Below are 22,312 nucleotides of genomic sequence, written 5' to 3' on the forward strand. Positions count from 1 at the left end.
CACCGGGAGAGGGTCGGGGTGAGGGTATCCGGGCCCCGGGTTCTCCTTCGTGCTACCGCGAGGGATTCCTCGGGCGTCCGTTGAGCGTGCCGCTGGCGGGAGCCACCTCGCCGGAGGGCTGCTCCACCTTCAGGTCGGCGAACTTCCCCTCGCGCTCGAGGCGGAAGATGTCCTCGTCGGTGACGAACTCCTGCTGGAGGAGCTCGCGCGCGCGCTTCACCTTGGCGAGCAGGACGGGGTCGGTGATGGGGGTGCTGTTCTCCTTGGTGGGCCGGGGCGGCGGGCGCATGACGGAGAAGGTGCCGCGCGCGGGGTGGCCCTCGGCGCTGACGCCCTCCAGCGCATAGGTGATGGCGAAGACGTCGGGCTCGGCCTTGGTGTCGAAGGACACCTTCACCTCGGCGCCCCTGCCTTCGGGGACCTCGCTCACGGGGAGGGAGGCGACGTCCACCTGCTCGGGAGGAGGAGGGGCGTCCTCGTTGCCACGGAAGGCGCGGATGGCCTTGACCTGGGTGATGCGCACGGGGCCGCGGAAGCGGTGGTAGAGGCGGAAGGTCTGGCGCACCACGCCGTCCGGGTCGAGCACGGGGAAGCGGGGCGAGCCCACGGCGAGCAGGGTGACGATGCCCTTCTTGTCGAAGTTCTCGAAGGAGGTGTTGAGCATCTGGAGCGAGGAGCGGCCGGTCTCCTTGCGGCCCGCGGCGTCGTAGGCGTCCACGCGGATGAGGTGCTGGGTGTACATGCTGCTGGCGCCCGTGTTGCTCAGCATGGAGTGCGAGACGATGGGGCCGGTGGTCGTCACGGGGGCCTCGTCGTCGAAGGTCCACACGTAGCGCACGGGCACGAAGGGCTTGGGCGCGGGCTGGCCGGGCCGCACGGGCCGCTCCATCAACTTCGCGAAGAACTCGAAGTCATCCTCGGAGTTGGGCTGGCGCCGCGACATCACGTGGATGAGCCGCTCGGGCTCGCAGTCCTTCACGCGGTAGGGCGGGAGGGGGACGGTGACGGAGACGTTGTCCTTGGTGAAGACGGTGACGCGCGGAAGCTCATACGAGCCGTCCGCGTCGTTGCGCCAGACGCGGATGGGGATGCGCTGTCCGGTGCCATCGCCCACGGTGTAGTGCAGCCAGGCGTCATTGCCATCCGGCGTGTGGGCGCGCACGGTGATGAGGTTGTCCTCGCCCGAGCACACCTCCTGCTTCTCCACGAGGATTTCATCCACGATGGGAGGCTTCGGCTCGGTGGCGGCGGGGGCGTCGGCCGCCTCGGGAGGCGTCGGCGCGGCGGCGAGTGCCGGAGAGGGCGCCTGTTCCGGGGAAGGAGGCGTGCGGGTCCGCACCTGGAGCACCGGGGCGGCCGGCGCGGGCTGCTCCCGCGAGAGGAGCCAGCCCACCACACCCCCGAGGGCGAGGAGTGCGAGCAGCAGCACCCATCGCCAGGGCCGCTGGGAACGGTTCTCGGGGGTCGGGCTCATCAGGTGGTGGCTCCTCTGCGAGGGGAAGCGAGGGGAAGGGGGTTACTGCCAGCAGCCGTAGACGTTGCCGCCCGAGTTCCACTGGAGCTGGTGCGTGTAGTCCGGGCCCCAGGTGGTGTTGTTGATGGGGTGGACGCCCCAGCCACCGATGCGGTCCGGGCTGATGGAGGTGGCGGTGGCGTTGGGATCATCGCGCACGCTCTTCCAGTAGCGGCCATCGGAGGTGTCGCACATGTTGGCGGACATGCAGTTGGCCACCTGGTTGCCGGCGTTGCCGCAGACGTTGAAGGTGGGGCAGGCGACGGTGAGCGCCGCGTCGACGAACCAGCCGAGCGACGATTTGCACTCGTTGTAGATGCCCGTGTAGAGCGAGTTGGAGGCGTTGGCGATCTGCGCGTGCGAGTACGTGTGCGGCGTCACCACGCCCCGGCCCGCGTAGTTGTGCGCGTAGGCCATGAAGGTGGAGCACACCATGCCGTTGTTCGAGCCACTGCCCGGAATCTGGTGGGCGGTCTCGAGCGTCCGGTACTGGAAGAGCGAGTAGTTGACGCGGGCGCCGTTGCGCACCGGCCGGTCTATCCACTGGCCGGAGTCGAAGCGGGACTGGTCGCTGGTGTACGCGTGGTTGTACCAGATGGAATCGCCAATCAGCGCGGCCTGGGCGGGGTCTCCCTGCTGCCAGCCGGTCCACTCGGGGCCGGGGCCCTTGCCGAACAGGGACATGTAGATGCCGCCCTGGTTGATCTGCTCCAGGCCCGGGTAGCCGTAGCGCAGGTCGAAGCCGCTCATGGGCTTGCTACACACGCCGGGCCAGGGGGCCTGGGTGGGGTTGGCCATGGTGGCGTGCGAGACGGTGGTGCCGGGGCCATGCGAGAGCATGGAGTGCGTGCGGTACTCGCCGATGGCATCCAGCACGTCGCGGATGGGGCCCTGGCTGCGGTCGAACACCACCGCGCCGTTGGGCGCGTTCCAGCCAGCGGACGTGGAGCCACACTCTCCCGCGGCGTGGGCGTTTCCCGCCAACGCCAGCGCGGATACTGCGACACTCCCTACGAGCAGACGATGCATCACGATACCTCCCGGGATACGGGATGGAGTTCGGTGGGTGGCCCGGCGTCTCGAGGCACTCTTCCCAGGCGGCGACAGGGGCCGGCCACACCGAGCGACGGAACGGTACCTGGGGATTCGTTCGTTCTACTCCGTCCTGTCAGCACTGGCCAGGGTGGGGCGGAGGAATTCCTTGACAAGGGATTGAAAGTGATTTCGCCCCGGCCCGTGAGCGTGCGGAACCCGACACTGGCGTAGGCGCGCCGGAGGGCAGGCAGGAGAGCGGCCGCTCCACTCCCTCCCCGAGTCATCCCACCTGTGTCTCCACCTCCGGCCCGAGCGGCAGGACGAGCCGGAAGGTGGTGCCGCCGCCGGGAGGCGAGTCGACGTGGATGTGGCCGCCGTGGGCCTCCAGGGTGCGCTGGACGATGATGAGCCCCAGGCCGGTGCCGGTGGCCTTGGTGGTGAAGAAGGGTTGGAAGAGGCGCTCGCGCAGCTCGGGGGGGATGCCGGAGCCGGTGTCGGTGAACTCCACCACGGCGCCGGGCTTGCCGGTGCAGCGGTACACGCTCACCCGCAACGTGCCGCCCTGGGGCATGGCCTGCACGGCGTTGAGGGCGAGGTTGAGGAAGCTCTGCCGCATCTTCCGCTCGTCCACGGGCACGGGCGGCACGTCGGGTTGCAGGGACCACTCCACGCGGACGCGGGGCTGGCCGCTCGTGGCGGTGCGCACGGCCTCCTCGAGCATGAGCGTCAGGGGGACGGGGTAGAGCTCGGGGGCGGAGGGGCGGGCGAAGTCGAGCAGGTCATCCACCAGCCGGTTGAGGCGGTTGGCCTCCTCCTCGAGGATGGTGACGAGCGTGCGTGCGGGCGCGTTGGGCTCGACGAAGCGGCGCAGGGTGGCCACGGCGTTGAAGATGGCGCCCAGGGGGTTGCGCACCTCGTGGGCCACCACGGCGGACAACTCGCCGAGCGCGGCCAGCCGCTCGTGCTCCACCAGTTGCCGCTGGGTGTGCTTGAGCTCCGCGTGGAGCCGGGCGAGCTCCTCGGCGCGCCCGCGCACCTGCTGGAGGAGCCGGTGGGACTCGATGGCGGCGGCGAAGTGGGAGCCCATGGCCTGGAGCGTCTCCAGCTCCATGACGGACAGCAGGCGGTGCTGGGAGAAGGTGATGACGAGCGTGCCCACCATGCGCGAGCGCACCTGCAGGGGCACCATGGCCACGGTGGAGCGGCCATTGCCGCGCAGGTGCTCGCGCAGGGGCTCGGGGAAGTCGTCGGTCTGCAGCACCATGGGGATGCCCAGCTCGATGACCTTGCCGAACATGGTGCCGCGCATGGGCAGGCGGAGGAAGGCCCGCACCGACTCCTCGGTGGAGCCCTGGTGCCAGACGAGCTCCAGCTCCTCGGTGCTCTCGGTGCGCAGCAGCAGGAGCACCGAGTCGCAGCGCAGCAGGCCGATGATCTCCTCGGTGCCGGGCCCGAAGAAGGCGCGGGGCTCCGGGGCGGTGGCGGCCACGGCGGCCAGCCGGCTGAGCGCGGTGAGGGCGATGTTGTGCGTGGACAGGCGGGAGATGGTGTTGGCGGCTTCCAGGGCGGCGGACACCTGGGCGGCGAAGAGGCGCAGCGGTGGGAGCTCCTCCTCGCTCAGCCAGTCCGCGGCCAGCGCGAGCAGGGCCCGGGGTTTGCCGGCCTGGTCGATGCGGACGCAGACGGAGCGCAGGGGCCCCACGCGCCGCAGGTGGGTGAGCACCGGCTCGGCCCAATCGGGGCCCACGAACTGGGCCGTCTCGCGGGCGAAGTCGACCCCGTAGGCGGAACCCTCCGTCCACGCGAGCCGCAGCATGGGGCTCCAGGTGCCCGGCACATCCACCAGGTGCTGGCCGCTGAGGCGCGCCTCGCCCGCGGCGGTGCCAGTGGCCACGAAGGCATGGCCCAGCCACACCCGCTCCGTGTCCGGCACGAGGTAGCCGTAGGACAGCTCCAGCTCGGCCAGGCCCTGGAAGACGCGGCTGAGCACCTCCCCCTCGTCGTGGAGGCCGGGCAGCGAGGCGCCGAGCGTGGCCACACGCTGGAGGAGCTGGCGGTGCACGACGCGGCCGGAGAGATCGCGGACCCGCATCCACGTCTCCGGCCCCTTCATGGAGATGGACAGCTCCACGTGCCGCTCGCCGGTGGAGGTGCGCATCACCGTCTCGTAGGTGTCGGGGACGGGCTCGCCCTGTCTCCGGCGCGTGTGCCGCTCGGAGAGGAAGGCCTGCTGTTGCGGCGAGAAGAGCTCGAAGAGCTTGCCGACCACCTCTTCGCGGGGAAAGCCGAGCAGCTCGAGCAGTGCCGTGTTGGCGTGGACGATGCTTCGATCGCGGACGACAGCCAGGGCGAATGGCAGCGTGTCCAGGTGCTGGTACGGGGCCCCCCCGCTCCGTCGGGCGTCGTCACGGGGGATGAGGATGGCACTCCGGACGGGTCGGGGGAAGCAGGCCCGGATGTTTTCCGGGCCCGTTGGAGCTCAGTGGGGGCTCGAGATGGGGGCTCAATGCGGATGGGAGTGGTTGAACTTCTCGTAGGTGCCGATGAGCTCCGTCTGGGCGAGGACGTGGCCCTCCAGGGCGCGCTCCAACTGCTTCCAGGTGACGTGCCCCATGTCTGGCAGCACGGTGTCCAGGGCATAGACGCGGTAGAAGTAGCGGTGACGGCCGATGGGCGGACACGGCCCGCCGTAGCCCATGCGCTTCCAGTCATTGAGGGCCTCGCGGGCGCCCTCGGGGAGGCTCTCTCGCAGCATGGACTCGGGGATGTCGTGGATGTTGGGTGGCAGGTTGTAGAGCACCCAGTGCGTCCAGGTGGTCTTCGGATGGGCGGGGTCTGGTGCGTCGGGGTCCTGCATCACGAGCGCGAAGCTGCGTGTCCCTGGCGGCTCGCCCTCCCAGTGGAGGGGCGGGGGGAGGTCGTCTCCTTCGCAGGTGTAGGCGATGGGAATGGTCTCGCCATTCTGGAAGCGGGGAGAGGTGAGTTGGAAGGGGATGGGCATGCCGTGCTCCTCCGTAGCTGTCCAGGTGCAAGCTGGGAACGGTGGGACCTCCTGGCGAGGAGGGCCCGGTGGGCGGCTGCGGTGCCGGTCATCCTCCAGGGCGCTGCGCTGGCCGTTTCCCCTGGAGTGCCGGGAGCGGGAGTGTGAGCTTCATTCCATGAGCCGGAACGTGTCTTTGGAAGAGCAGGTGGCGACGGCGCTCGAGACCACTCCGGAGTTGTTGCCCTTCCTGCCGGAGTTGTTGGCGGACCTGGACGAGCTGGGAACCGAGGTCCGGGACATCATCGAGCTGCTGCGTCCGCTGGGATTGCCAGCCGGAGCGCGCGTGCTGGACCTGGGGTGCGGCAAGGGGACGGTGGCGCTGGCGCTCGCCCGGGAGCTCGGCCTGCGGGTGTTGGGGGTGGATGGCTTCGCGCCCTTCGTGGAGCAGGCGAGGCGGCACGCGGAGGAGCGGGGGCTGTCGGGCCTGTGCGAGTTCCGCGAGGGAGACCTGCGCGAGGCGGTGGATGAGGTAGAGGGCGTGGACGTGGTGATGCTGCTCGCGGTGGGGCGGGTGCTGGGGGACGCGGCGGAGACGGTGGGGGCGCTGCGGCGCTGCGTGCGGCCCGGTGGGTACATGGTCATCAACGACTGCTACGTGGCCGAGGGTGTGGCGTTGGAGTCCTCGGAGGACCTGGAGGGCTACGTGCACCTGGAGGAGACCCGGCGGCGGATGCGGTCGCATGGGGACCGGTTGGTGGGCGAGGAGCTCCCTTCCACGGAGGAGACGGACGCCTACAACGCGAGCAACACCGAGCTCATCCGACGCCGGGCCGAGGCGCTCGCCCTGCGCCACCCGGAGGCGGCGGAGCGGGTGCGTGGGTTCGTCGCGGAGCAGGAGCGCCAGAGCCGGTTGCTCACGACGGACTTGTTGGACGCGCTCTGGCTGCTGCGGCGAGGACCTTGAGCCCTACACCCGGGAGGTGGGAATGCCTTTCCTTCGGTTCAGTGGAGGGACTGACCGAGGGCGTCGAGGATGGGGCGGCGGGAGGGGAGGATGTGGTGTTCGTGGTCGTAGAAGCACTCGGGGCCGAGCAGGGAGATGAGTTCGCGTTCGCGAACCATCCCTGTTTCGCAGCCCGCCTCGGTGGGTAATTCGTAGGGCTGTACGAGGACGATGTCCTCACCGAGCGGCTTGCGGCACTCGGAGGGCAGGGTGTCGAGCCGTTGGCCGAACATGCGCACGAAGGGGGGGCCGTAGAAGTTGCGCCAGACGAGGCCCGGAAGACCTTCGCTGTAGTCGCGCACGGTGGGGATGCGCTTCAAACCGATACCTTCGGGCACCAGCCGTTGTGTCTTCCGCTTGAGATCCTCTTCCAGTGTGGACAGGGCAAGAGGTGACTGGAGGCGATGCATCAAGTCGAGGACCTGCTCGGCATGTGCTGTTCGCCAGGCGCTCCTCTTCGTGTGGGCCGCGGAGGTCACCCAGATGACGCTGCCATGGTAGGGCTCGGGGCCGGATTCACAGGGGAAGAGCCAGAGGTAGTCCTGGTCCGTCCTCGCCGCCACACATAGGTGAGCGTGCTCCTCGTAATAAGCCACGAGCACGTCGAGCATGGACTCGCCCGGAGTGATGGGCTCGGACAGATCGGCATCGCCATACCGGGAGGGAGCGAACCACTGGAACTTGTTGAAGATGAGGGACAGGAGTTCTCGTGCCCCGGAGCTCGAGGGGGTATCCGGCGGCAGATGAATCTGGGTCTCGAGTTTCTGCTTCGGCATGGACAAGCCTAAGTAGGTGACCAGAAGTTCCTTTACACAAGGGCCCGGGCCCTCCGGTGGAGTTCGGGCGGGGCGGGTGCCCCTGCCGGGCTCGGTCTTCAGAAACTTGTCCAACAGTTGGAGTGCGCCAGGCGAAGCCTGGGTGAGGAGGAAGCGATGTAGGAGCGGAAACTTCACGAAGGGACCCTGCGGGTTCAAACCCCGCCCGGCAAAGGAGGCCGCCAGCCGGAAGCGAGTCTTGCGTGGTGCCGGGGAGACCCGGGCTGCGAAGCGTAGACAGCGAATGCGCGGGCCGCGTGATTGAGCCCCGAAAGCTTGGATACGTCGCGAGAGCCGACGTCGTTCCAACAACGGAAGGCAGCATTGCAGGGCCGCAATCGGCCAGGCCCTGAAATCTCGCCGGGGTCGAAGAGCGGGGCACGTGCACGAGAGGGTCCTCCAGGAACCTGGGAGGTCCTGACGACTCCACGTCAAAAGGCCGGAGGGCAACCGGAGAAGAGCCCAGGCCCGAGGGAGATGAGCACCCGACTCCCTGGGGAGCGAAGGACGGGAGGCGGTGGTACCGCGCCGGTGAAGGAAACGAAGCCGGGCGGGAGGGTCGTCAGGAAGTCGGAGTGCCTCGTAATACCGAGGAAGCGGGGGAACGCACCCGAGCGGACCCCGTGGAGGGAAGGGGGCACCGGAACATGGAACCGAGGGAGGGAAAGGTGGCGGGGACGCCGAGCCCTACAACCGTATCAACGAAACTCCAGCGGATAGCGAAGCTGGCGAGAGAAGAGCTCGTCCAGCGCAGGGTGCGAGATGAGGTCTTCCGCTCGCAGTGAATCCATGAGCCGAAGAGCCGGATGCGGGAATTCCGCACGTCCGGATCCGTGGGGGGCCGGGGAGGTAACTCCCCGGTCTACCCGACCAAGTTTCTGAAGACCGAGCCCGGCAGGGGCACCCGCCCCGCCCGAACTCCGCCGGAGGGCGCGGGCCCTTGTGTAAAGGAACTTCTGGTCACCTACTTAGGGAGGGTAATACAGCAAGCTTGCCTTGCCTCGGTTGATGAGCCGCTGCAGGCGTCTGTCCAGCGGTCCGGAGATCCGTGTCGCCCCGTCGAGATGCTTGGCGGAGCGGATCCAGAGTTCTAGCTGCCCGCCGTACTTCTCCACGTATTCGATCATCGCCTTGAGATTCCCGGATAGGGAGAGCTCTTGTCGTGCCTTGGCTTCGACGAAGACGTAAGGCTGGCCCCACACCAGTTCCACCGGATTGCTCTTCACCGAGTCGGGGATGAAGCCCAGCCCGTTGCTGCCTGGTGGAGGCATCATCATCGCGGCGTTGCGCTCATACCTGTTGCCCTGGAGGATGGCGTCCTCGAAGGCATTGCCCGCCTGCCGGTTCTCCAGAATGGCCTTGTACAGGCGCTCCCAGTCGGGAGCGGGTTGGAAGGAGAAGTGGTGGTATTTCTCCGGGTGGCGGAACTGGTAATCCACCCATCGCTGCGCCTTGTGAGCGGGCGTCCCGGGCAGCAGCCGGCTGCCATCTGGCAGCATGCGCACCCCCAGTAGAGGCACTCGCTGGCCCGATTTCAGCGCACTGGCCGCCTCGCGCAGTGGCGCCTCCAGCCCGCGTGCGACCCGCTGGAGGAAATGGAATTCCTCCTCGGTGAAGGTGTGGCCCTTGGCGGCCGCACCCAGCAGGCGTTCGATCTCCTTCGCGTCTCCCGGCGACAGGTGCGAGGCCACACGTGAAAGCACCCGCACCTCGTCCAGGCCCCGGCCGGTGAGCAGTGCCAGTTGCTCCGCGCCCTCGTCTCCGCCGCGAATCAGAACGGAGCCCGCCACGAATGGCACCAGCACCGCCAGCGCGCACACCACGCGCTCGGTATGCGTGAGCCGATGGTCGGTGATGCTCTTGCCAGTGATGGCCGCCCGTGCGTCGGCCACCTCGCCCGCGCCCGGTGTCAGACCCACCAGGACTTCCACCAACAGCTCCTCGGGTTTGTACACCTCCGGGTCGAAGGCCTCGTTGTAGTCCAGCTGTACCGGAGCCAGCCGTCCCAACTGCACCGCGCTCGCCAGGGCTGAGCGGCTCGCCAGCAGGTAGAGCGCCACCTCGTCGGGTGTGCGTTTCAGGAAGTCTGGATCTTCCGTATGCGCGTAGGCCCAGGCCAGTGTGGCGCTGCCTAGAGCCCGCAGCGACTGCTCGCGCAGGGGCGACTCGCTCAGCAGGTATCCCGGCGCAAGGCGGCGGGGTGGCGGGACATAGGTGGCCAGCAGGTTGCGCCCCCATTCCTCGTACTCCATCAGCTTGCGCTGCACGGCCTGCCAGCGCACCTCGCGCTGCCGCTCCTCCTCCAACAGCGTGACGTACTTCTCCAGGGGCGAAGGAGCATCCTCCCATGCCCCCTCCGGTTGCAGCAGCAACCACTGCTCTAGTCTCTTGAGCGTTGACAGTCCCTCGCCACGCGCCTCCTCGGAGATGCCTGGAGCCAACAACTTCTCGCGCTGTTGGCGCAGGAAGGTCGTATAGGGCGCCTCGGGTAGGGTGGCCGAGCGCACCGGGCCGGTGGATTCCACCTCCTCCCTCCACATCACCTCGCCCCGCCGCAGTGTCAGCACCACCTCGCCTTACTGTCCCATTGCGTACCGGTACAGCGCCCAGTCCATCAGGGAGCGGAAGTTCTTCACCTCCACAATTCCGGTCTCGGCTCCTGTTCCCTCGTGTCCGTGGAGGGCGAGCAGCCGTATCCGCTCGCCTTCCACTCGCAGCCCCAGTGACAGCCATGCGCCTTGACGCTTCAGCCCGCGCATTGCTGCCCACGTCTGGGCGCGTACCTCCTTCGTCCCTTCCAACTCCCCGGCGGATGAGTGCGCTGGGAGTGGTGTGCCCATGCGCCTCTCGCTGGAGAAGGCGCGTGGAATGTCCTGGACTGGGGACTCCATGGCCAGATGCAAGTGCGAGCCCGAACCGCCATCGGAGTGGCTCCGGCAGGCGCTCATCGCAAGAAGCATCACAATGGGGAGGAAAGCCGCGGTCTTCATGGTGGTCAACTTGGCCAGGGGAGTAGAAAGCGAGCCAACCCTGGCGAGAGTCTACAGCTGGCGAGAGGTGGCCTACGCCCGCGAGGCGTGGGCGCCGCCGGGCATGTTCCCGGTCTCATCGGGCGGGCGCACCGGGAGCTGCCGGGTGAGCACCAGCACGCCGACGAGCGCGGCGAGCAGCAGCCACCCGGGCCAGCCCGTGATGCCCACCAGGGCGGTGTCGGGCGGCGAGCCCGCGTGGCCGAGCAGCATGACGACAGGGCCCACCGCGTTGAGGGAGCCATGGGCGATCACCGCGGACCAGATGCCGCCGGTGGCCAGCCGCATCCAGCCGAGGAGGATGCCGAGCAGCACGCTGACCACGGTGAACAAGAAGATGCCGAGCACGGGGTGCTGGGGATAGTTGTGGCCCAGCAGGATGAGGGGAGCGTGCCACAGGCCCCAGATGACGCCGCTGAGCACGAGCGCGCGCCACTGGCCGAGTGGCAGCAGCCGGGGGAGCAGGTAGCCTCGCCAGCCCCACTCCTCGCCGAAGATGACGGGCACGTTGAGCAGGGGCCCCAGCAGCACGCCCTGCACCACCTGGAGGGCGAGGAAGACCCGGGGCTCGGCGAGCTTCCCGAGCTTCTCCACGGCCTCGGGAGGCAGTTGCGCAATCAGGGCGCGCACGCTGGAGAGCCCGGCGAGATCCATCGCCTGGGGGTAGAAGAGGGCGGAGAGGAGCAGGGCCCCGAGCACCACCACGGGAGTGCCCAGCCACGCCAGCGGGAAGAAGCGCCACCGGTGCTGGCCGAGCCCCAGCCCCGTGTCCCGCTTGAGCGAGGGCAGGGGGGATACCCAACGGCTCACGAGGAGGGTGGCCACGGTGGGGCCGAACATGGACAGGGCGGCGATCGCCTTGAACGCGCCGGGCGACTTCCCCGGCTCGGTGCCGAAACCCAGCACGAAGCCGAGGACGCACAGCCAGGAGAAGCCGTAGGCGATGGCCACGAAGGCGGCGACACCGCGCGTGTCGAGCCGGGAAGAGGAAGGCATGGTGTGGGCTCCGAGCCGTCAGCGCTCGCGCACGGGCGAGGTGGAGAGGAGGAAGGAGTAGAGGGCCGGCGCGGTGCCGGACACGACGAGGGCCCCGAGGGCGGCGGAAGTGGAGAAGGGCGCGAGGGCCAGGGTGGCGAGCCCGCCGAGCGTCAGGCTGTAGCCGCCGAAGCGCTGGGTGCGGTGCCACACCTCGTCCGAGCGCAGGGCCCAGGGGTTGCGGAAGCCGGCGAAGGGGTTGCGGCGGAGCCGGGGGATGAGCTGGCCGGAGAGGAGCCAGGAGACACCACACACGAGCGCGAGTGGCGTACCGGCGGCCTCGGCGCGTCCGAGGGCCACGTACAGCATGATGAGGTGCAGGGCGGTGAGCAGGGCCACGCTGCGCAGGGCCATCGCGTCCATGGGAGAGCGGGCGAGCGCGGCGCGAGGGCGGGCCGGGAGCAGGGCGCCGCCGTGGCGTTGCACCGCCCAGCTCACGAGCGCGAGCAGGGGCAGGAGGAAGGCACCCCGGACGCGGGGAATCCACCCGTCGGGCTCGCCCTCCAGGTTGTAGTGCACGGGAACGAGCTCGGGCAGGCGGGGGTAGAGGAGGGCGGAGAGCCCCAGCCCGAAGACGACGAGGCCGAGGCTGGCCATGTCCGTGTGATTGAAGCGGGGCGGTCTCATGCCTTGCCCTTTCGTCGGGTGGCGGCCTTCACCGAGGCGGTCAGCTCCAGCAGCTCCGAGGCCAGGTCCTCGAGGACATTGCTCTGCAGCGTGTAGACGACGTGGGTACCGCGCTTCTCCGAGCGCACCAGCCCGGCGGACTCGAGCACCTTGAAGTGGTGGGAGAGGGTGGGGCGGGTCAGCTCGAAGGCGGCGGCGACCTCGCCCGCGGTGAGCGAGCCCTGGCGCAGCAGCCGGAGGATGGCGCGGCGGTTGGGGTCTGCGAGTGCCTCGAAGGGGCCGCGGGCGGAGGGAGCCATGTTTCGATGAGCATCTATTTAGATGAACGTCGAAATTCAAGCCCTTTCGACACCGGGTGGGACCCCCGGGTCACCTGCGCTACAGTGGCGCGCCGTGAAGCGGACCCTCCTCCTGTTCCTCCTCGTCTCCCTGCCCTCGGCCGCGGCGGAGCGGCTCGCCGTGCGGCTGCAGCATGGGGGCGCGCTCGGCGCGGCCGAGTCCCAGCGCGTGCTCGGCCTGACGGAGGACGTCGCCCGGGAGTTGACGGGCCTCGATGTCACCCAGGCTCCGGAGGGACTGCTGTCGGGCCGTTGTGGTGCGCAGGACGCGTGTCTGCGCGCGGTGGCGGCGGAGGTGAAGACGGAGCACGTCCTGGTGGTGGGCGTGATGCCGAAGCGCCAGGGCACGCTGGACGTGGACGTGGCCTGGGTGGACACGGTGCGAGGCAGCATCGCGCGGCGCGCGGTGGCGGCCGTCCCACCGGCAGCGCTGGCGAAGGAGCTGCGGCCGGTGGTGGCGGGGTTGGTGCCGGCCTTCGCGCGCAAGGGCTGGGGCGGCGTGGTGGCACCGGGGACGGCCCGGCTGCGCGTGGACGGGCGGATGACCGAGCCGGGCGAGGTGGTGGCGCTGACGGCGGGGCCGCACGAGGTGGACCTGTTGCTGCCCTCGGGCGAGGCCTCCCTCACCCGCGAGCGGATTGCCGAGGGCGTGCTCCTGCACCTGGAGGCCCGGCCGGACTTCGTGCCCCAGCCGGGCGAGTCCCGGGCGCCTCGGGGCAAGGGGCTGCGCACGGCCTCCTATGTCACCTTCAGCGTGGGCGCGCTCGCGGTGGCGGGCTCGCTGGTGGCGGGCGGGCTGTCCCGGGGGGCGCTGCGTGGGGTGGCTCCCTGCGCGGGGTACCCCCGCACCTGCACCTCCTTCCCCGAGGCGAGCCCCGTCTATGAGCGGGCGGGCCGCTACGCGCGCACGGGCAACGTGCTGCTCGGCGCGGGCGCGGGCCTCATCGCGGTGGGCGCCGGCCTCTTCGTCTTCGACCTCGTCTCTTCCCAGTCCGAGTAGAGCCCATGTCTCCCATCGACCGTCTCGTCCGTTCCGCCCTCCTCACCCTGGGTGCCTGCGTGGTGCTGGCCATCGCCTGCTACGAGGTGCCCGAGGTGCGCGACTACTACTCCTGCAAGGAGGACGCGGAGTGCGGTGATGGGGGCTTCGTCTGCGACGATGGCGTGTGCTGCCGCGAGCGGGAGGACCCCCTCTGCATCGGCCGGGTGCTGGACGGGGGCTCGGACGGAGGCACCTGCCTGGACGGCGGCACGCCCCAGACCTATTACGAGGACCTGGACGAGGACGGTTTCGGCAACCTCACCAGGCCCCTCTACCGCTGCGTCCCACCCCAGTCGCTGCCGACGGCCACCAACGGTGACGACTGCAACGACAACCCCACCGCGGGCGGCCGGCTCTTCTTCCCGGGGGCCCCCGAGCAGTGCGACGGCTACGACAACAGCTGCGATGGCGTCGCCGACGAGGGGCTCGACGGCGGGCTCTACTACCTCGACGAGGACAACGACGGCTTTGGGGACCCCGCGCGCACGGGCACGTTCTGCCAGCGGCCGGTGGGCTGGGTGGACAACCGCAACGACTGCGTCCCGGACAGCGGCACCTCCTATCCAGGGGCCCTCGAGGTCTGCAACGGCCTGGATGACGACTGCAACGGCAAGACGGATGACACCGCCCAGATTGGCCAGGCGTGCACCGTCTCCGGCAAGCTCGGGGTGTGCGCCGAGGGCGCCAGGGCCTGTGTCAGCGGCAGGGACGTCTGCAGCCAGGTCAAGACTCCCACGCTCGACACGTGCAACGCGAAGGACGACGACTGCGACGGCACCACGGACGAGAAGCCGGATTGTGGCGGGCCCATCCGCTTCGCCGGGGACCCCTCGGTCGTCTTCGGGGCCCGGCACCTGGGCTCGGCCCTCCAGGGGGTGATGGGCGAGTGCCTCAAGGACAGCACCCTGCCCAATGCCTCCCCGGCGGACGTCGTCTCCGGGGACGTGTGGACGGGCTCCGGCTCGACCTCCCACGTCTTCTGGGCGGAGCGTGATGGCGGAACGTGGGACCTTTCGCGCTCCTTGACCACACTCAAGCTCTTCGCCGACGTCGCCTCCGATGCGGGCACCGGGACGAACAGGGATGGAGGGTTGAGCCGCTGGTCGGACCATGGGCAGCCCATCGTGCTCCTGTGCGGGCCGAGGGGCTTCCTGCGGTTGGTGCCCGCTCCCTCGCAGCTCAACTCGACCGGGACCACGGCCATCCTGGAGAACATTCCCCTGCCGCCCACGAGCGCTTCGGGCTGGGTGGTGGGGGCCAACAGCTCCTCGGATATTCCGGGGGTGCTGCGCCAGGTGAAGCGGATCGAGGTGATCATCCAGCCGGCCGCGTCGACCGGGAGCTTCCGGTTCGACTTCCACCCGGACTTCGGCTTGCCCTAGGCATTCCCCCCCCTTCTAGATCGGACCCCTCCGGGAGCGTGGCGGTTGCGCGCCGCGCACCTTCAATGCTAAGCGGCGCCCGCGTGTAGGAACGGCGGGGCGGTCGGAAGGCAAACCCGTGGTTTTCCCGGGGGTTGTGGCGATGGCGGAGCAGGAGCCCCGGAAGCACTCGGACGGAAGCGAGCTGGGCGAGACGGCCCGGCAGATGCGGGCGGCGGAGCCGTACATCTCGGCGGTGTGGAAGCTGGTGGGCGGGGCGGTGGTGGGCGTGCTGGGTGGGTATTTCCTGGACAAGAAGCTGGGGACGACGCCCTGGTTGCTGGTGGGTCTGAGTCTGGTGGGCATCTCCGTGGGCTTCTACGGATTCCTTCACGAGATGGCACGGTTGGGGAAGCGCAAGCGGTGAGCGAGCACGAGGCGGACAAGGTCTTCCGGAAGCACGCCGGACTGGCGGTGGGAGTGGCGGTGGTGGGGCTGGCGGTGGCGGCCTTCCTCCCGAAGGCGCCGGAGGCCAGGCAGTCGGCCTTCATCGGGGTGGTGCTGGCGGCGGCGACGGGGGTGGTGGCCCTGGTGCTCAAGCGGCGGGCGGTGCGCAAGGACTTGAAGGAAGCGCTGAAGGCGGTAGGGGTGATGTTCGGATTACGGGCCGTGGGCGTGGTGGCGGGCCTGTTGTGGGCGGTGGAGTCGGGGCTGAATCCGGTGGCGTTCGTGGCGGGGTTCTTCGGGACCTACTTCGCGCTTCAGTGGATTGAAGTGAGTTACGTGATGGCCGCGTCCAAGGACGCGGCGGGCGGAGACGAGTGATGCGCAAGGCAATGATTCTTCTCGTCGGGCTGATGGCGGCGGGTGCGGCGTACGCCGCCGGCGCTGATACGCACCAGGAGAAGGAAAGCGAGGATGTGGCGGGCTACATCCTCCACCACGTCTCCGACTCGCGGGAGCTGGAGATCGAGGTTCCCCTCAGCCGCAACCACATCCCCATCCACCTGCCGGAGATCCTCATCCCCCTGAAGGCCGGGGCGTGTGAGAAGCAGATGACGGACCACGGCGAGGTCGTCCCCAGCCTGGGCGCGGGCTGCCTGGACCTCTCCATCACCAAGCACACGGTGATGATGTGGCTGGCGGCGGTGCTGCTCATCGGCTCGCTGCTCATCTGGAGCAACCGCGACAAGACGAAGCTGGTGCCCCGGGGCACGGGCGCCAACCTCTTCGAGATGCTCGTGCTGTTCGTGCGTGACGAGCTGGCCATCAAGAACATCGGCAAGGAGGAGGGTCCGCGCTACACGCCCTACCTGCTGACGGCCTTCTTCTTCATCCTCTTCATGAACCTGCTGGGCCTGTTCCCCTGGATGGCCACGGCCACCGGCAACCTGGCCGTCACGCTCGCCCTGGCGGTGTGCACCTTCGTGCTGACGCAGGTGGCGGGCATCCGCTCCGCGGGCCTGGGCGGCTACCTGGCCCACCTGACCGGCGGCGTCCACTGGTCGCTGTGGTTCATCATGATTCCGGTGGAGTTCCTGGGCCTGTTCACCAAGCCCTTCGCCCTCACGGTCCGTCTCTTCGCCAACATGCTGGCGGGCCACATCGTCATCTTCTTCCTGCTGGGCCTCATCTTCATGCTCGGCCACCCGGCGGTGGCGCTGGTGAGCGTGCCGTTCGCCATGGGCATCTACCTGCTGGAGCTCTTCGTGGCCTTCGTGCAGGCCTACGTCTTCACCATGCTCTCGGCGCTCTTCATCGGCATGAGCGTGGCCATGGGCCACCACGGCCACGAGCACGCCGAGGAGCACGGCCATGGCGAGGGCGCTCACAGCCACGACCACGGCAAGGCCCACGTGCTGGGCTCCTGAGTCCTTGACTGAGTTAGCGGGGCCCTGGAGTCCGGGGCCCCGGTGAGTACCCGGCGATTCGAAAGGTCGCCGGAGGTCGTCCCAAAGGGCAGTCACGACCCCCCCACAAGCGGGTCCCCTCCGAAGAAAGAAGAAGCACTCCCATGACCAACGTCGCTCTCGCCTTCCTCGCCGCCGGCCTCGGTGCCGGCCTCTCCATCATCGGCGCCGCCCTGGGCATCGGCCGTCTGGCCGCCGCCGCCATGGACGCCACGGGCCGTCAGCCGGCCGCCGGCGGTGACATCCGCACCACCATGATCATCGCCGCGGCCCTCATCGAAGGCGCCACGCTGTTCGCGCTGGTCGTGTGCGTTCTGCTCGCCGTCAAGGTCTGATTCAGGCCGTCGTCGAGTAGGACCCGGGGTCCGGCGCCTGCTACAGACGGGGGGCGCCGGCCCTTGCATCATGTAGAGAATCCCCGCAGTCCCCCTGCCGCCGTACCGCCGAAGGCCGCCATGCTCCTGCCCAACGTTCTCGCCGCCAGCAGCTTCGTGGAGGTCCGCCCGGGCCTCATCTTCTGGACCCTCGTCACCTTCATCACCGTCGCCATCGTCCTGCGGGCGAAGGCGTGGGGCCCCATCCTGTCGCTCGTCGAGGAGCGCGAGAAGCAGATCGCCAGCTCCATCGAGGCCGCCAAGCGTGAGCGCGCCGAGGCCGAGAAGCTGCTCGCCGAGCAGAAGACGGCCATCGCCGAGGCCCGCCGCGACGCGCAGGAGATGCTCCGCCGCAACCAGCAGGAGGTGGAGAAGTTCCGCGAGGAGCTGATGGCCAAGAGCCGCAAGGAGGCCGAGGAGTTCAAGGCGTCCGCGACGCGGGAGATTGAAGAGCAGAAGTCCAAGGCCATCGCCGAGGTGAAGGCCATGGCGGTGGACCTCTCCATGGAGGTGGCCAGCAAGCTGCTCAACGAGCGCCTGGACGACTCCAAGCACCGCGCCCTGGCCGAGCAGTTCGTGCAGGGCCTGCCGGTCAAGCAGGGCCGGGCGTAACCCACCGGATTTCCGGGTCCGCGCACCGCTGTTCAGGAATCCAATATGGCGCTTTCCATCGGCATCGTCGGTCTGCCCAACGTGGGCAAGTCCACCCTGTTCAACGCACTCTCGGCGGCGGGGGCCCAGGCGGCCAACTACCCGTTCTGCACCATCGAGCCCAACGTGGGCGTGGTGCCGGTGCCGGACGAGCGGCTGGACAAGCTGTCTGCCCTGGTGAAGCCGCTGAAGAAGATTCCCACCTCGCTCGAGTTCGTGGACATCGCGGGCCTGGTGCGCGGCGCCTCGAAGGGCGAGGGACTGGGCAACCAGTTCCTCGGCAACATCCGCCAGGTGGACGCGGTGCTGCACGTGCTGCGCTGCTTCGTGGACGACAACGTCACCCACGTGGAGGGTGGCGTGGACCCGGTGCGGGACCGGGACGTGGTGGACACCGAGCTCTGCCTCAAGGACATGGAGACGGTGGAGAAGCGCCGCGAGCGCTCGCAGAAGAACGCCAAGATGGGCGGCAAGGCGGGCGACGAGGCCAAGGCGGAGCTGGCGCTGCTGGACAAGGTGAAGGCGGGGTTGGACTCGGCCATCACCGTGCGCGCGCAGAAGCTGACGGCCGACGAGCGGGCGCTGCTGAGCGATCTCTTCCTGCTGACGGACAAGCCGGTGCTGTACGTGGCGAACATCAGCGAGAAGCAGATTGGGAAGGAAGACGCGGACCCGATGGTGCAGCGGGTGCGGGAGATGGCGGCGAAGGAGGGCGCGGGGGTGGTGGTGCTGGCCGCGGCGATGGAGGCGGAGATCCAGCAACTGCCCGAGGAGGAGCGTCCGGGCTTCCTGGAGAGCGCGGGGCTGACGGAGCCGGGCCTGCACAAGGTGGTGCGCGAGGGCTACAAGCTGCTGGGCCTGCAGACGTACTTCACGGTGGGCGAGCAGGAGTGCCGGGCGTGGACGATCCACAAGGGTGACAAGGCGCCGCAAGCGGCGGGCGTCATCCACTCGGACTTCGAGCGCGGCTTCATCAAGGCCGAGGTGATGAGGTGGGAAGACCTCCTCAAGCTCGGCAGCGAGTCGGCGGTGAAGGAGAAGGGCCTGCTGCGCGTGGAAGGCAAGGAGTACGTGGTGCAGGACGGTGACTGCATGCACTTCCGCTTCAACGTGTAACCACCCCTCTCCCCCTGGGAGAGGGACGGGGTGAGGGTCGTCGAGAGGGTGCCGAGAGGACCGAAGAGGGTCCCGGCACCCTCCGTGCTTTGCGGGGGACGGTGGGTTACGCCGGCCCGCGGAGCGCGGTGTAGAGCCACAGGGCGACAGCGAGCGCGGCGACGGCGGTGGAGAGGATGGCGGCGCGGCGGGAGCGGCCCTCGTCGGGGAACTTCCGGGCGCGCACCCACATGCCGCCCACGCGGACGGCGACGAAGAAGGCGAGCAGGGCGGCGCCGATCCACTTCCAGCCGGCGGGGCGGGTGAGGGCCACGGCCCAGGCGCCGATGAAGGCGACGTTGCCGAGCAGGAGCATCAGTTGGATGCGGAGGAAGGGACTCATGGGTGCTCGGGTACGGCGTGGAGGGGGCGGAGTCCAGTGCATTGTCATATGGCGTGCGCCAGGAGACGGCCGGTGGGTGGAGGAGGGCACACGGGAGCGTAGGCTGACCGGGGCTCGAGAAGAGGCTGCTCCCCGCGCTGAGTGAGCTTCATGGAGGCGGTCCATGCGCCTGCTGTTCCTCGGATTCGTGCTCACCTTTCTTGCCTCGTGTGCGGGCTCGCGAGGGAGCGGACGCGAACTCCATATCCAAAAGACCGGGGGCGAAGCACGGCAGGGTGCTCGGGCGAGCCGTGATGATGCCGGGAAATGGAGTGCTCCCTCGCGCACGGAGACAGAAGCCGTGCATCGCATGGAGAGTGCTATCGACGCGGCCGAACGCCTCCAGCATGACGAGCAGATACCCGAGCAAGAGCGTGAAGTACTCATCCACGCACTCCAGGAGGCTCGTGCTGCGTTGGAGCGGTACCGTGCTGCGCGTCTTGATGAAGCAGCTCGCGCTACGACCCTCGGGACGATCGGCGTGGCCGCGGCGGCCATCGTGGCGGACGATGCAACAATGGTGGGCGTGGCCGATGACCCCCTGTTGATACCGCTGGCACTCGCGGCAATGGTGACGGTGCTCCAGGCGAATGCGCCCTCCACACGCGATGAACTGGCGCGTGCCTGGCTCGACCTGGGTCATCAACTCGAGGTGTTGAGAGAGACCATTGCCCTGACGTCTCCAGGGAATGTCATACACCCGCATGTTGTCGATGAGGCTCGCAAGAGAGCCATCCGGAGGGCGGCTGCGGAGGGGACGATATTGACGGAGTCGCAGGTCAACGAGGAGTTGCTGTGTGACGAGCTCGAGCGGATGGCGCGGGAATTACGCCGAGCGAAGAAGACCAATGAATGGAAGAAGGTCATTTCGACCCAGAAGGGGCTCGATTGCAGACCGTCGCGTCACAGCCGGGAGTAGACGATGGCAAATCAGGAAATCGAAAAGCTGCTGACGCTCTGCAGGACGGGCACCGCAGAGGAACAGTGCAAGGCCATCGTTGACCTCGAAGACCTGCGGGCACGCGAGGCGGTTCCAGTGCTGCTCGGGCTGGCCTCATCCCCGGATCCCGACGTGCGGGCCAACGTCGCAACCGCTTTCGGGGTGCTGGGCTCCTGTGAGTCGGTGGCGCCCGCGTTGCTCTCACTCCTGGAGGACCCGGATGAGCTGGTCAGGGTGATGGCCATCCAGTCGTTGGAGGAATTGCGGTGCGCTGAGTGCGTCCCCCACCTGATTCAACACCTGGCTTCCGATCCGGATGGCATGGTGCGGCTCCAGGCGGCGGAGACCCTGGGGGCGTTGAGGGACCGTGCGGCGTTGCCGTCCTTGACGGCCGCCCTGCGAGATCCGGACGCGGGTGTTCGCTCCTATGCCGCCGGGTCACTGGGGCAATTGGGGGAGCGCGGGGTGATGCCCGAGTTGCGCGCCCTGCTCGCCGCGGAGCAGGACTCCATGGTCCGGGCCTCCGTGTACCAGGCGCTCTACCAGCTCGGTGACGAGGCGGCGCTGACGCTCCTGCTGGATGGGGTGGAGGGGGTGGATGACCTGACAGCGGCCACCATGCTCAACATGGCGGCCCGGGTGATACGCCCCCAACAGGCGGAACTGCTGCGCTCCAGGCTCCAAGCGCTCCGGCGCTCCCGTCCCGGCCTGGAGGGGGAGACCGAGTCGCTGCTACGCAAGGTGCCGGGCTCCGCGCCAGGGTAGACTTCTCCTTCGAGTTATCAGGGCACGGGCGCGGTGACAGGCGCTCCCACGTAGCGGGCCCTCGGCCGTAGCAGGTGTCCCTGCTCGCGTTGCTCCAGCACGTGCGCTACCCAGCCCGCCGCTCGCCCCACCGCGAACAGCGCCGCCGCCGCTCCCGCTGGCAGATTCAGCGCCGATGCCAGCGCCACCAGTCCGAAGTCCACCGTCGGCGCTGGGTGGCCCGCCTCCCGCATCGCCTCCTCCACCGTGCGCAGCACCCGGACGCCCACCGTCTCCGGACGGAAGGCATAGGCCGCCTCCAGCAGCGGCGGCGTGCGTGGATCTCCCTCCGGATAGAGCCGGTGTCCGAAGCCCGGTACCGACTCGCCCCGACGCAGCCGCTCGTGCACCACCGTGCGTGCCCGCTCCGGCCTTCCCACCTCCTGCAGCAGGGCCTCGATGCGGTCACTCGCGCCTCCGTGCTTCGGCCCCGAGACCGCCGCCAGCGCCGCGCTCATGCACGCGTACAGGTCCGCCCCCGAGGACGCCGTCACCCGCGCCGCGAACGTGGACACGTTCAGCTCGTGGTCCGCGCACAGCACCAGTGCCCGGTCCAGCATCTCCGGCGCCCGCTTCGCCGTCGCTCCCCACGCCACCGCCAGCGAGGCCGCCACCGTCTCCTCCTTCAGCGCCCGGGACACCCGCGTCGGCGCGTGCGCCGCGCACACCCAGGCCGCCAGATGCCGCAGCAGCCGCCGCCCCCTCAGCCGCTCCTGCTCCGCCGGGGCCGCGAAGCGCACCTCGTCCCAGGCCCCCAGCAACGGCACCACCGTCAGCAGCACCGTCAACGGAGGCGAGCGCTTCGGCACCAACGCCGCCACCGCCGAGGGCTGTACGGGCAGCTCCGGCGAGGGCCACCGCATCGGCTGGGCCGGCAGGGTGCCCGTCCAGAGCAGCTCCGCCACGTCCTCGAAGCTCCGCCCCTCCACCGCGAGCCGCACCGCCGGGTACCCCCGGTACGCCAGCCCCTCCGCCCCCACCCGTGACACCGCCGAGTCGATGACGGGCTCGCCCCAGCGCAGCGCTCCCGCCGCCACCGCCGCGTGCCCCGCCCGCGCATCGTGCCGCGCCTTCAGCCGCTCGAGGTCCGCACGGACGTACCGGTTCTCCTTCGTCCCCGGCTCCGGCACGCACCGCACCAGGCCCCGGCTCACGTACGTGTAGAGCGTCGCCCGCTTCACCCCCAGCAGCTCCGCCGCCTCCGCCGCCGGCACCAGCTCTTCATCTCGACTGTCGAATCGAGATTGAGCCCTGGGCCCTCGCGCTTTAACCATTCGTCATTCCTCCCGGCGCGCATTGTCGACTCGACTCGATG

22 protein-coding genes are annotated in these 22,312 nt (G+C 69.1%); 11 read left to right on the forward strand and 11 right to left on the reverse strand.

Annotation, left to right across the window (positions count from 1 at the left end):
• Positions 1–52: 52 nt before the first annotated feature.
• From Q664_RS22830 to Q664_RS22845, 4 genes are all read right to left on the reverse strand, one after another.
• A complete protein-coding gene (locus Q664_RS22830; protein WP_052518528.1) occupies positions 53–1,474 on the reverse strand; it encodes a hypothetical protein in 1,422 nt (473 codons plus the stop codon).
• 42 nt (positions 1,475–1,516) lie between these two features.
• Positions 1,517–2,542 (reverse strand): hypothetical protein, encoded by a 1,026-nt coding sequence (locus tag Q664_RS22835; RefSeq protein ID WP_043399428.1) that lies wholly within the window; start codon positions 2,540–2,542, stop codon positions 1,517–1,519.
• 286 nt (positions 2,543–2,828) lie between these two features.
• A complete protein-coding gene (locus Q664_RS22840; RefSeq protein WP_425117446.1) occupies positions 2,829–5,006 on the reverse strand; it encodes an ATP-binding protein in 2,178 nt (725 codons plus the stop codon).
• Between the two features lie 45 nt (positions 5,007–5,051).
• Complete coding sequence (locus Q664_RS22845; protein ID WP_043399433.1) at positions 5,052–5,549, reverse strand: YbhB/YbcL family Raf kinase inhibitor-like protein; 498 nt, start codon at positions 5,547–5,549, stop codon at positions 5,052–5,054.
• A 169-nt stretch (positions 5,550–5,718) separates the two neighbouring features.
• On the opposite strand from Q664_RS22845, the gene Q664_RS52500 reads away from it, so the two are divergent.
• Positions 5,719–6,495, forward strand: a complete 777-nt coding sequence (locus Q664_RS52500; protein ID WP_160174478.1) for an SAM-dependent methyltransferase — start codon at positions 5,719–5,721, stop codon at positions 6,493–6,495.
• Between the two features lie 38 nt (positions 6,496–6,533).
• On the opposite strand, the gene Q664_RS22855 is transcribed toward Q664_RS52500, so the two are convergent.
• From Q664_RS22855 to Q664_RS22880, 5 genes are all read right to left on the reverse strand, one after another.
• Positions 6,534–7,310, reverse strand: a complete 777-nt coding sequence (locus Q664_RS22855; RefSeq protein ID WP_043399435.1) for a hypothetical protein — start codon at positions 7,308–7,310, stop codon at positions 6,534–6,536.
• A 1,007-nt stretch (positions 7,311–8,317) separates the two neighbouring features.
• Positions 8,318–9,919 carry a pre-toxin TG domain-containing protein gene (locus tag Q664_RS22860; RefSeq protein ID WP_043399437.1) on the reverse strand — a complete coding sequence of 534 codons (1,602 nt, stop codon included), beginning with the start codon at positions 9,917–9,919 and terminating at the stop codon, positions 8,318–8,320.
• Positions 9,920–10,411: 492 nt separating this feature from the next.
• On the reverse strand, positions 10,412–11,374 hold the full coding sequence (locus tag Q664_RS22870; protein WP_043399441.1) for a CPBP family intramembrane glutamic endopeptidase: 963 nt from the start codon (positions 11,372–11,374) through the stop codon (positions 10,412–10,414).
• 18 nt (positions 11,375–11,392) lie between these two features.
• Positions 11,393–12,040 (reverse strand): SdpI family protein, encoded by a 648-nt coding sequence (locus Q664_RS22875; protein WP_043399443.1) that lies wholly within the window; start codon positions 12,038–12,040, stop codon positions 11,393–11,395.
• Positions 12,037–12,339, reverse strand: coding sequence for a metalloregulator ArsR/SmtB family transcription factor (locus tag Q664_RS22880; RefSeq protein ID WP_043399445.1), 303 nt, complete (start codon positions 12,337–12,339; stop codon positions 12,037–12,039). Before Q664_RS22880 ends, Q664_RS22875 begins: the two co-directional genes overlap by 4 nt.
• A 94-nt stretch (positions 12,340–12,433) precedes the next feature.
• On the opposite strand from Q664_RS22880, the gene Q664_RS22885 reads away from it, so the two are divergent.
• From Q664_RS22885 to ychF, 8 genes are all read left to right on the forward strand, one after another.
• Positions 12,434–13,378, forward strand: coding sequence for a hypothetical protein (locus tag Q664_RS22885; protein WP_043399447.1), 945 nt, complete (start codon positions 12,434–12,436; stop codon positions 13,376–13,378).
• A gap of 5 nt (positions 13,379–13,383) precedes the next feature.
• A complete protein-coding gene (locus Q664_RS22890) occupies positions 13,384–14,802 on the forward strand; it encodes a putative metal-binding motif-containing protein (protein ID WP_043399450.1) in 1,419 nt (472 codons plus the stop codon).
• Between the two features lie 142 nt (positions 14,803–14,944).
• The gene (locus Q664_RS22895; RefSeq protein ID WP_043399452.1) at positions 14,945–15,208 is read left to right on the forward strand and encodes an AtpZ/AtpI family protein; all 264 of its coding nucleotides are present in this window, start codon (positions 14,945–14,947) and stop codon (positions 15,206–15,208) included.
• Positions 15,205–15,606, forward strand: coding sequence for a hypothetical protein (locus tag Q664_RS22900; RefSeq protein WP_043399454.1), 402 nt, complete (start codon positions 15,205–15,207; stop codon positions 15,604–15,606). Before Q664_RS22895 ends, Q664_RS22900 begins: the two co-directional genes overlap by 4 nt.
• Positions 15,606–16,652, forward strand: a complete 1,047-nt coding sequence (atpB, locus tag Q664_RS22905; protein ID WP_043399458.1) for a F0F1 ATP synthase subunit A — start codon at positions 15,606–15,608, stop codon at positions 16,650–16,652. Before Q664_RS22900 ends, atpB begins: the two co-directional genes overlap by 1 nt.
• 143 nt (positions 16,653–16,795) lie before the next feature.
• Positions 16,796–17,026, forward strand: a complete 231-nt coding sequence (locus Q664_RS22910; RefSeq protein WP_043399462.1) for an ATP synthase F0 subunit C — start codon at positions 16,796–16,798, stop codon at positions 17,024–17,026.
• 120 nt (positions 17,027–17,146) lie between these two features.
• A complete protein-coding gene (gene atpF, locus Q664_RS22915) occupies positions 17,147–17,677 on the forward strand; it encodes a F0F1 ATP synthase subunit B (RefSeq protein WP_043399465.1) in 531 nt (176 codons plus the stop codon).
• 45 nt (positions 17,678–17,722) lie between these two features.
• Positions 17,723–18,832, forward strand: coding sequence for a redox-regulated ATPase YchF (ychF, locus tag Q664_RS22920; protein ID WP_043399468.1), 1,110 nt, complete (start codon positions 17,723–17,725; stop codon positions 18,830–18,832).
• Between the two features lie 106 nt (positions 18,833–18,938).
• Here ychF and Q664_RS22925 read toward each other — a convergent pair whose 3' ends face one another.
• Positions 18,939–19,214: a hypothetical protein gene (locus Q664_RS22925; RefSeq protein WP_043399470.1), complete on the reverse strand. Its 276-nt coding sequence runs from the start codon at positions 19,212–19,214 to the stop codon at positions 18,939–18,941.
• Positions 19,215–19,377: 163 nt separating this feature from the next.
• Between Q664_RS22925 and Q664_RS22930 the strand changes: the two genes are divergently transcribed.
• On the forward strand, positions 19,378–20,172 hold the full coding sequence (locus tag Q664_RS22930; protein ID WP_152622280.1) for a hypothetical protein: 795 nt from the start codon (positions 19,378–19,380) through the stop codon (positions 20,170–20,172).
• A 3-nt stretch (positions 20,173–20,175) separates the two neighbouring features.
• Positions 20,176–20,958: a HEAT repeat domain-containing protein gene (locus tag Q664_RS22935; protein ID WP_052518531.1), complete on the forward strand. Its 783-nt coding sequence runs from the start codon at positions 20,176–20,178 to the stop codon at positions 20,956–20,958.
• Positions 20,959–20,975: 17 nt separating this feature from the next.
• Here the strand turns inward: Q664_RS22935 and Q664_RS22940 are convergent, their stop codons facing one another.
• Entirely contained in the window at positions 20,976–22,271 is a 1,296-nt protein-coding gene (locus tag Q664_RS22940; protein ID WP_043399476.1) for a citrate/2-methylcitrate synthase, read from the reverse strand.
• Between the last annotated feature and the right edge of the window lie 41 nt (positions 22,272–22,312).

This window comes from Archangium violaceum Cb vi76 (assembly GCF_000733295.1).
In the GTDB taxonomy this organism is placed as follows: Bacteria; Myxococcota; Myxococcia; order Myxococcales; family Myxococcaceae; genus Archangium; species Archangium violaceum.

Excerpts from the sequence above, each read along its gene's own strand:
- Q664_RS22830 (WP_052518528.1), bottom strand. The coding sequence starts at position 1,474 with ATGAGCCCGACCCCCGAGAACCGTTCCCAGCGGCCCTGGCGATGGGTG.
- Q664_RS22835 (WP_043399428.1), bottom strand. The coding sequence starts at position 2,542 with ATGCATCGTCTGCTCGTAGGGAGTGTCGCAGTATCCGCGCTGGCGTTG.
- Q664_RS22845 (WP_043399433.1), bottom strand. The coding sequence starts at position 5,549 with ATGCCCATCCCCTTCCAACTCACCTCTCCCCGCTTCCAGAATGGCGAG.
- Q664_RS22855 (WP_043399435.1), bottom strand. The coding sequence starts at position 7,310 with ATGCCGAAGCAGAAACTCGAGACCCAGATTCATCTGCCGCCGGATACC.
- Q664_RS22870 (WP_043399441.1), bottom strand. The coding sequence starts at position 11,374 with ATGCCTTCCTCTTCCCGGCTCGACACGCGCGGTGTCGCCGCCTTCGTG.
- Q664_RS22875 (WP_043399443.1), bottom strand. The coding sequence starts at position 12,040 with ATGAGACCGCCCCGCTTCAATCACACGGACATGGCCAGCCTCGGCCTC.
- Q664_RS22880 (WP_043399445.1), bottom strand. The coding sequence starts at position 12,339 with ATGGCTCCCTCCGCCCGCGGCCCCTTCGAGGCACTCGCAGACCCCAAC.
- Q664_RS22890 (WP_043399450.1), top strand. The coding sequence starts at position 13,384 with ATGTCTCCCATCGACCGTCTCGTCCGTTCCGCCCTCCTCACCCTGGGT.
- Q664_RS22895 (WP_043399452.1), top strand. The coding sequence starts at position 14,945 with ATGGCGGAGCAGGAGCCCCGGAAGCACTCGGACGGAAGCGAGCTGGGC.
- atpB (WP_043399458.1), top strand. The coding sequence starts at position 15,606 with ATGCGCAAGGCAATGATTCTTCTCGTCGGGCTGATGGCGGCGGGTGCG.
- Q664_RS22910 (WP_043399462.1), top strand. The coding sequence starts at position 16,796 with ATGACCAACGTCGCTCTCGCCTTCCTCGCCGCCGGCCTCGGTGCCGGC.
- atpF (WP_043399465.1), top strand. The coding sequence starts at position 17,147 with ATGCTCCTGCCCAACGTTCTCGCCGCCAGCAGCTTCGTGGAGGTCCGC.
- ychF (WP_043399468.1), top strand. The coding sequence starts at position 17,723 with ATGGCGCTTTCCATCGGCATCGTCGGTCTGCCCAACGTGGGCAAGTCC.
- Q664_RS22925 (WP_043399470.1), bottom strand. The coding sequence starts at position 19,214 with ATGAGTCCCTTCCTCCGCATCCAACTGATGCTCCTGCTCGGCAACGTC.
- Q664_RS22930 (WP_152622280.1), top strand. The coding sequence starts at position 19,378 with ATGCGCCTGCTGTTCCTCGGATTCGTGCTCACCTTTCTTGCCTCGTGT.
- Q664_RS22935 (WP_052518531.1), top strand. The coding sequence starts at position 20,176 with ATGGCAAATCAGGAAATCGAAAAGCTGCTGACGCTCTGCAGGACGGGC.
- Q664_RS22940 (WP_043399476.1), bottom strand. The coding sequence starts at position 22,271 with ATGGTTAAAGCGCGAGGGCCCAGGGCTCAATCTCGATTCGACAGTCGA.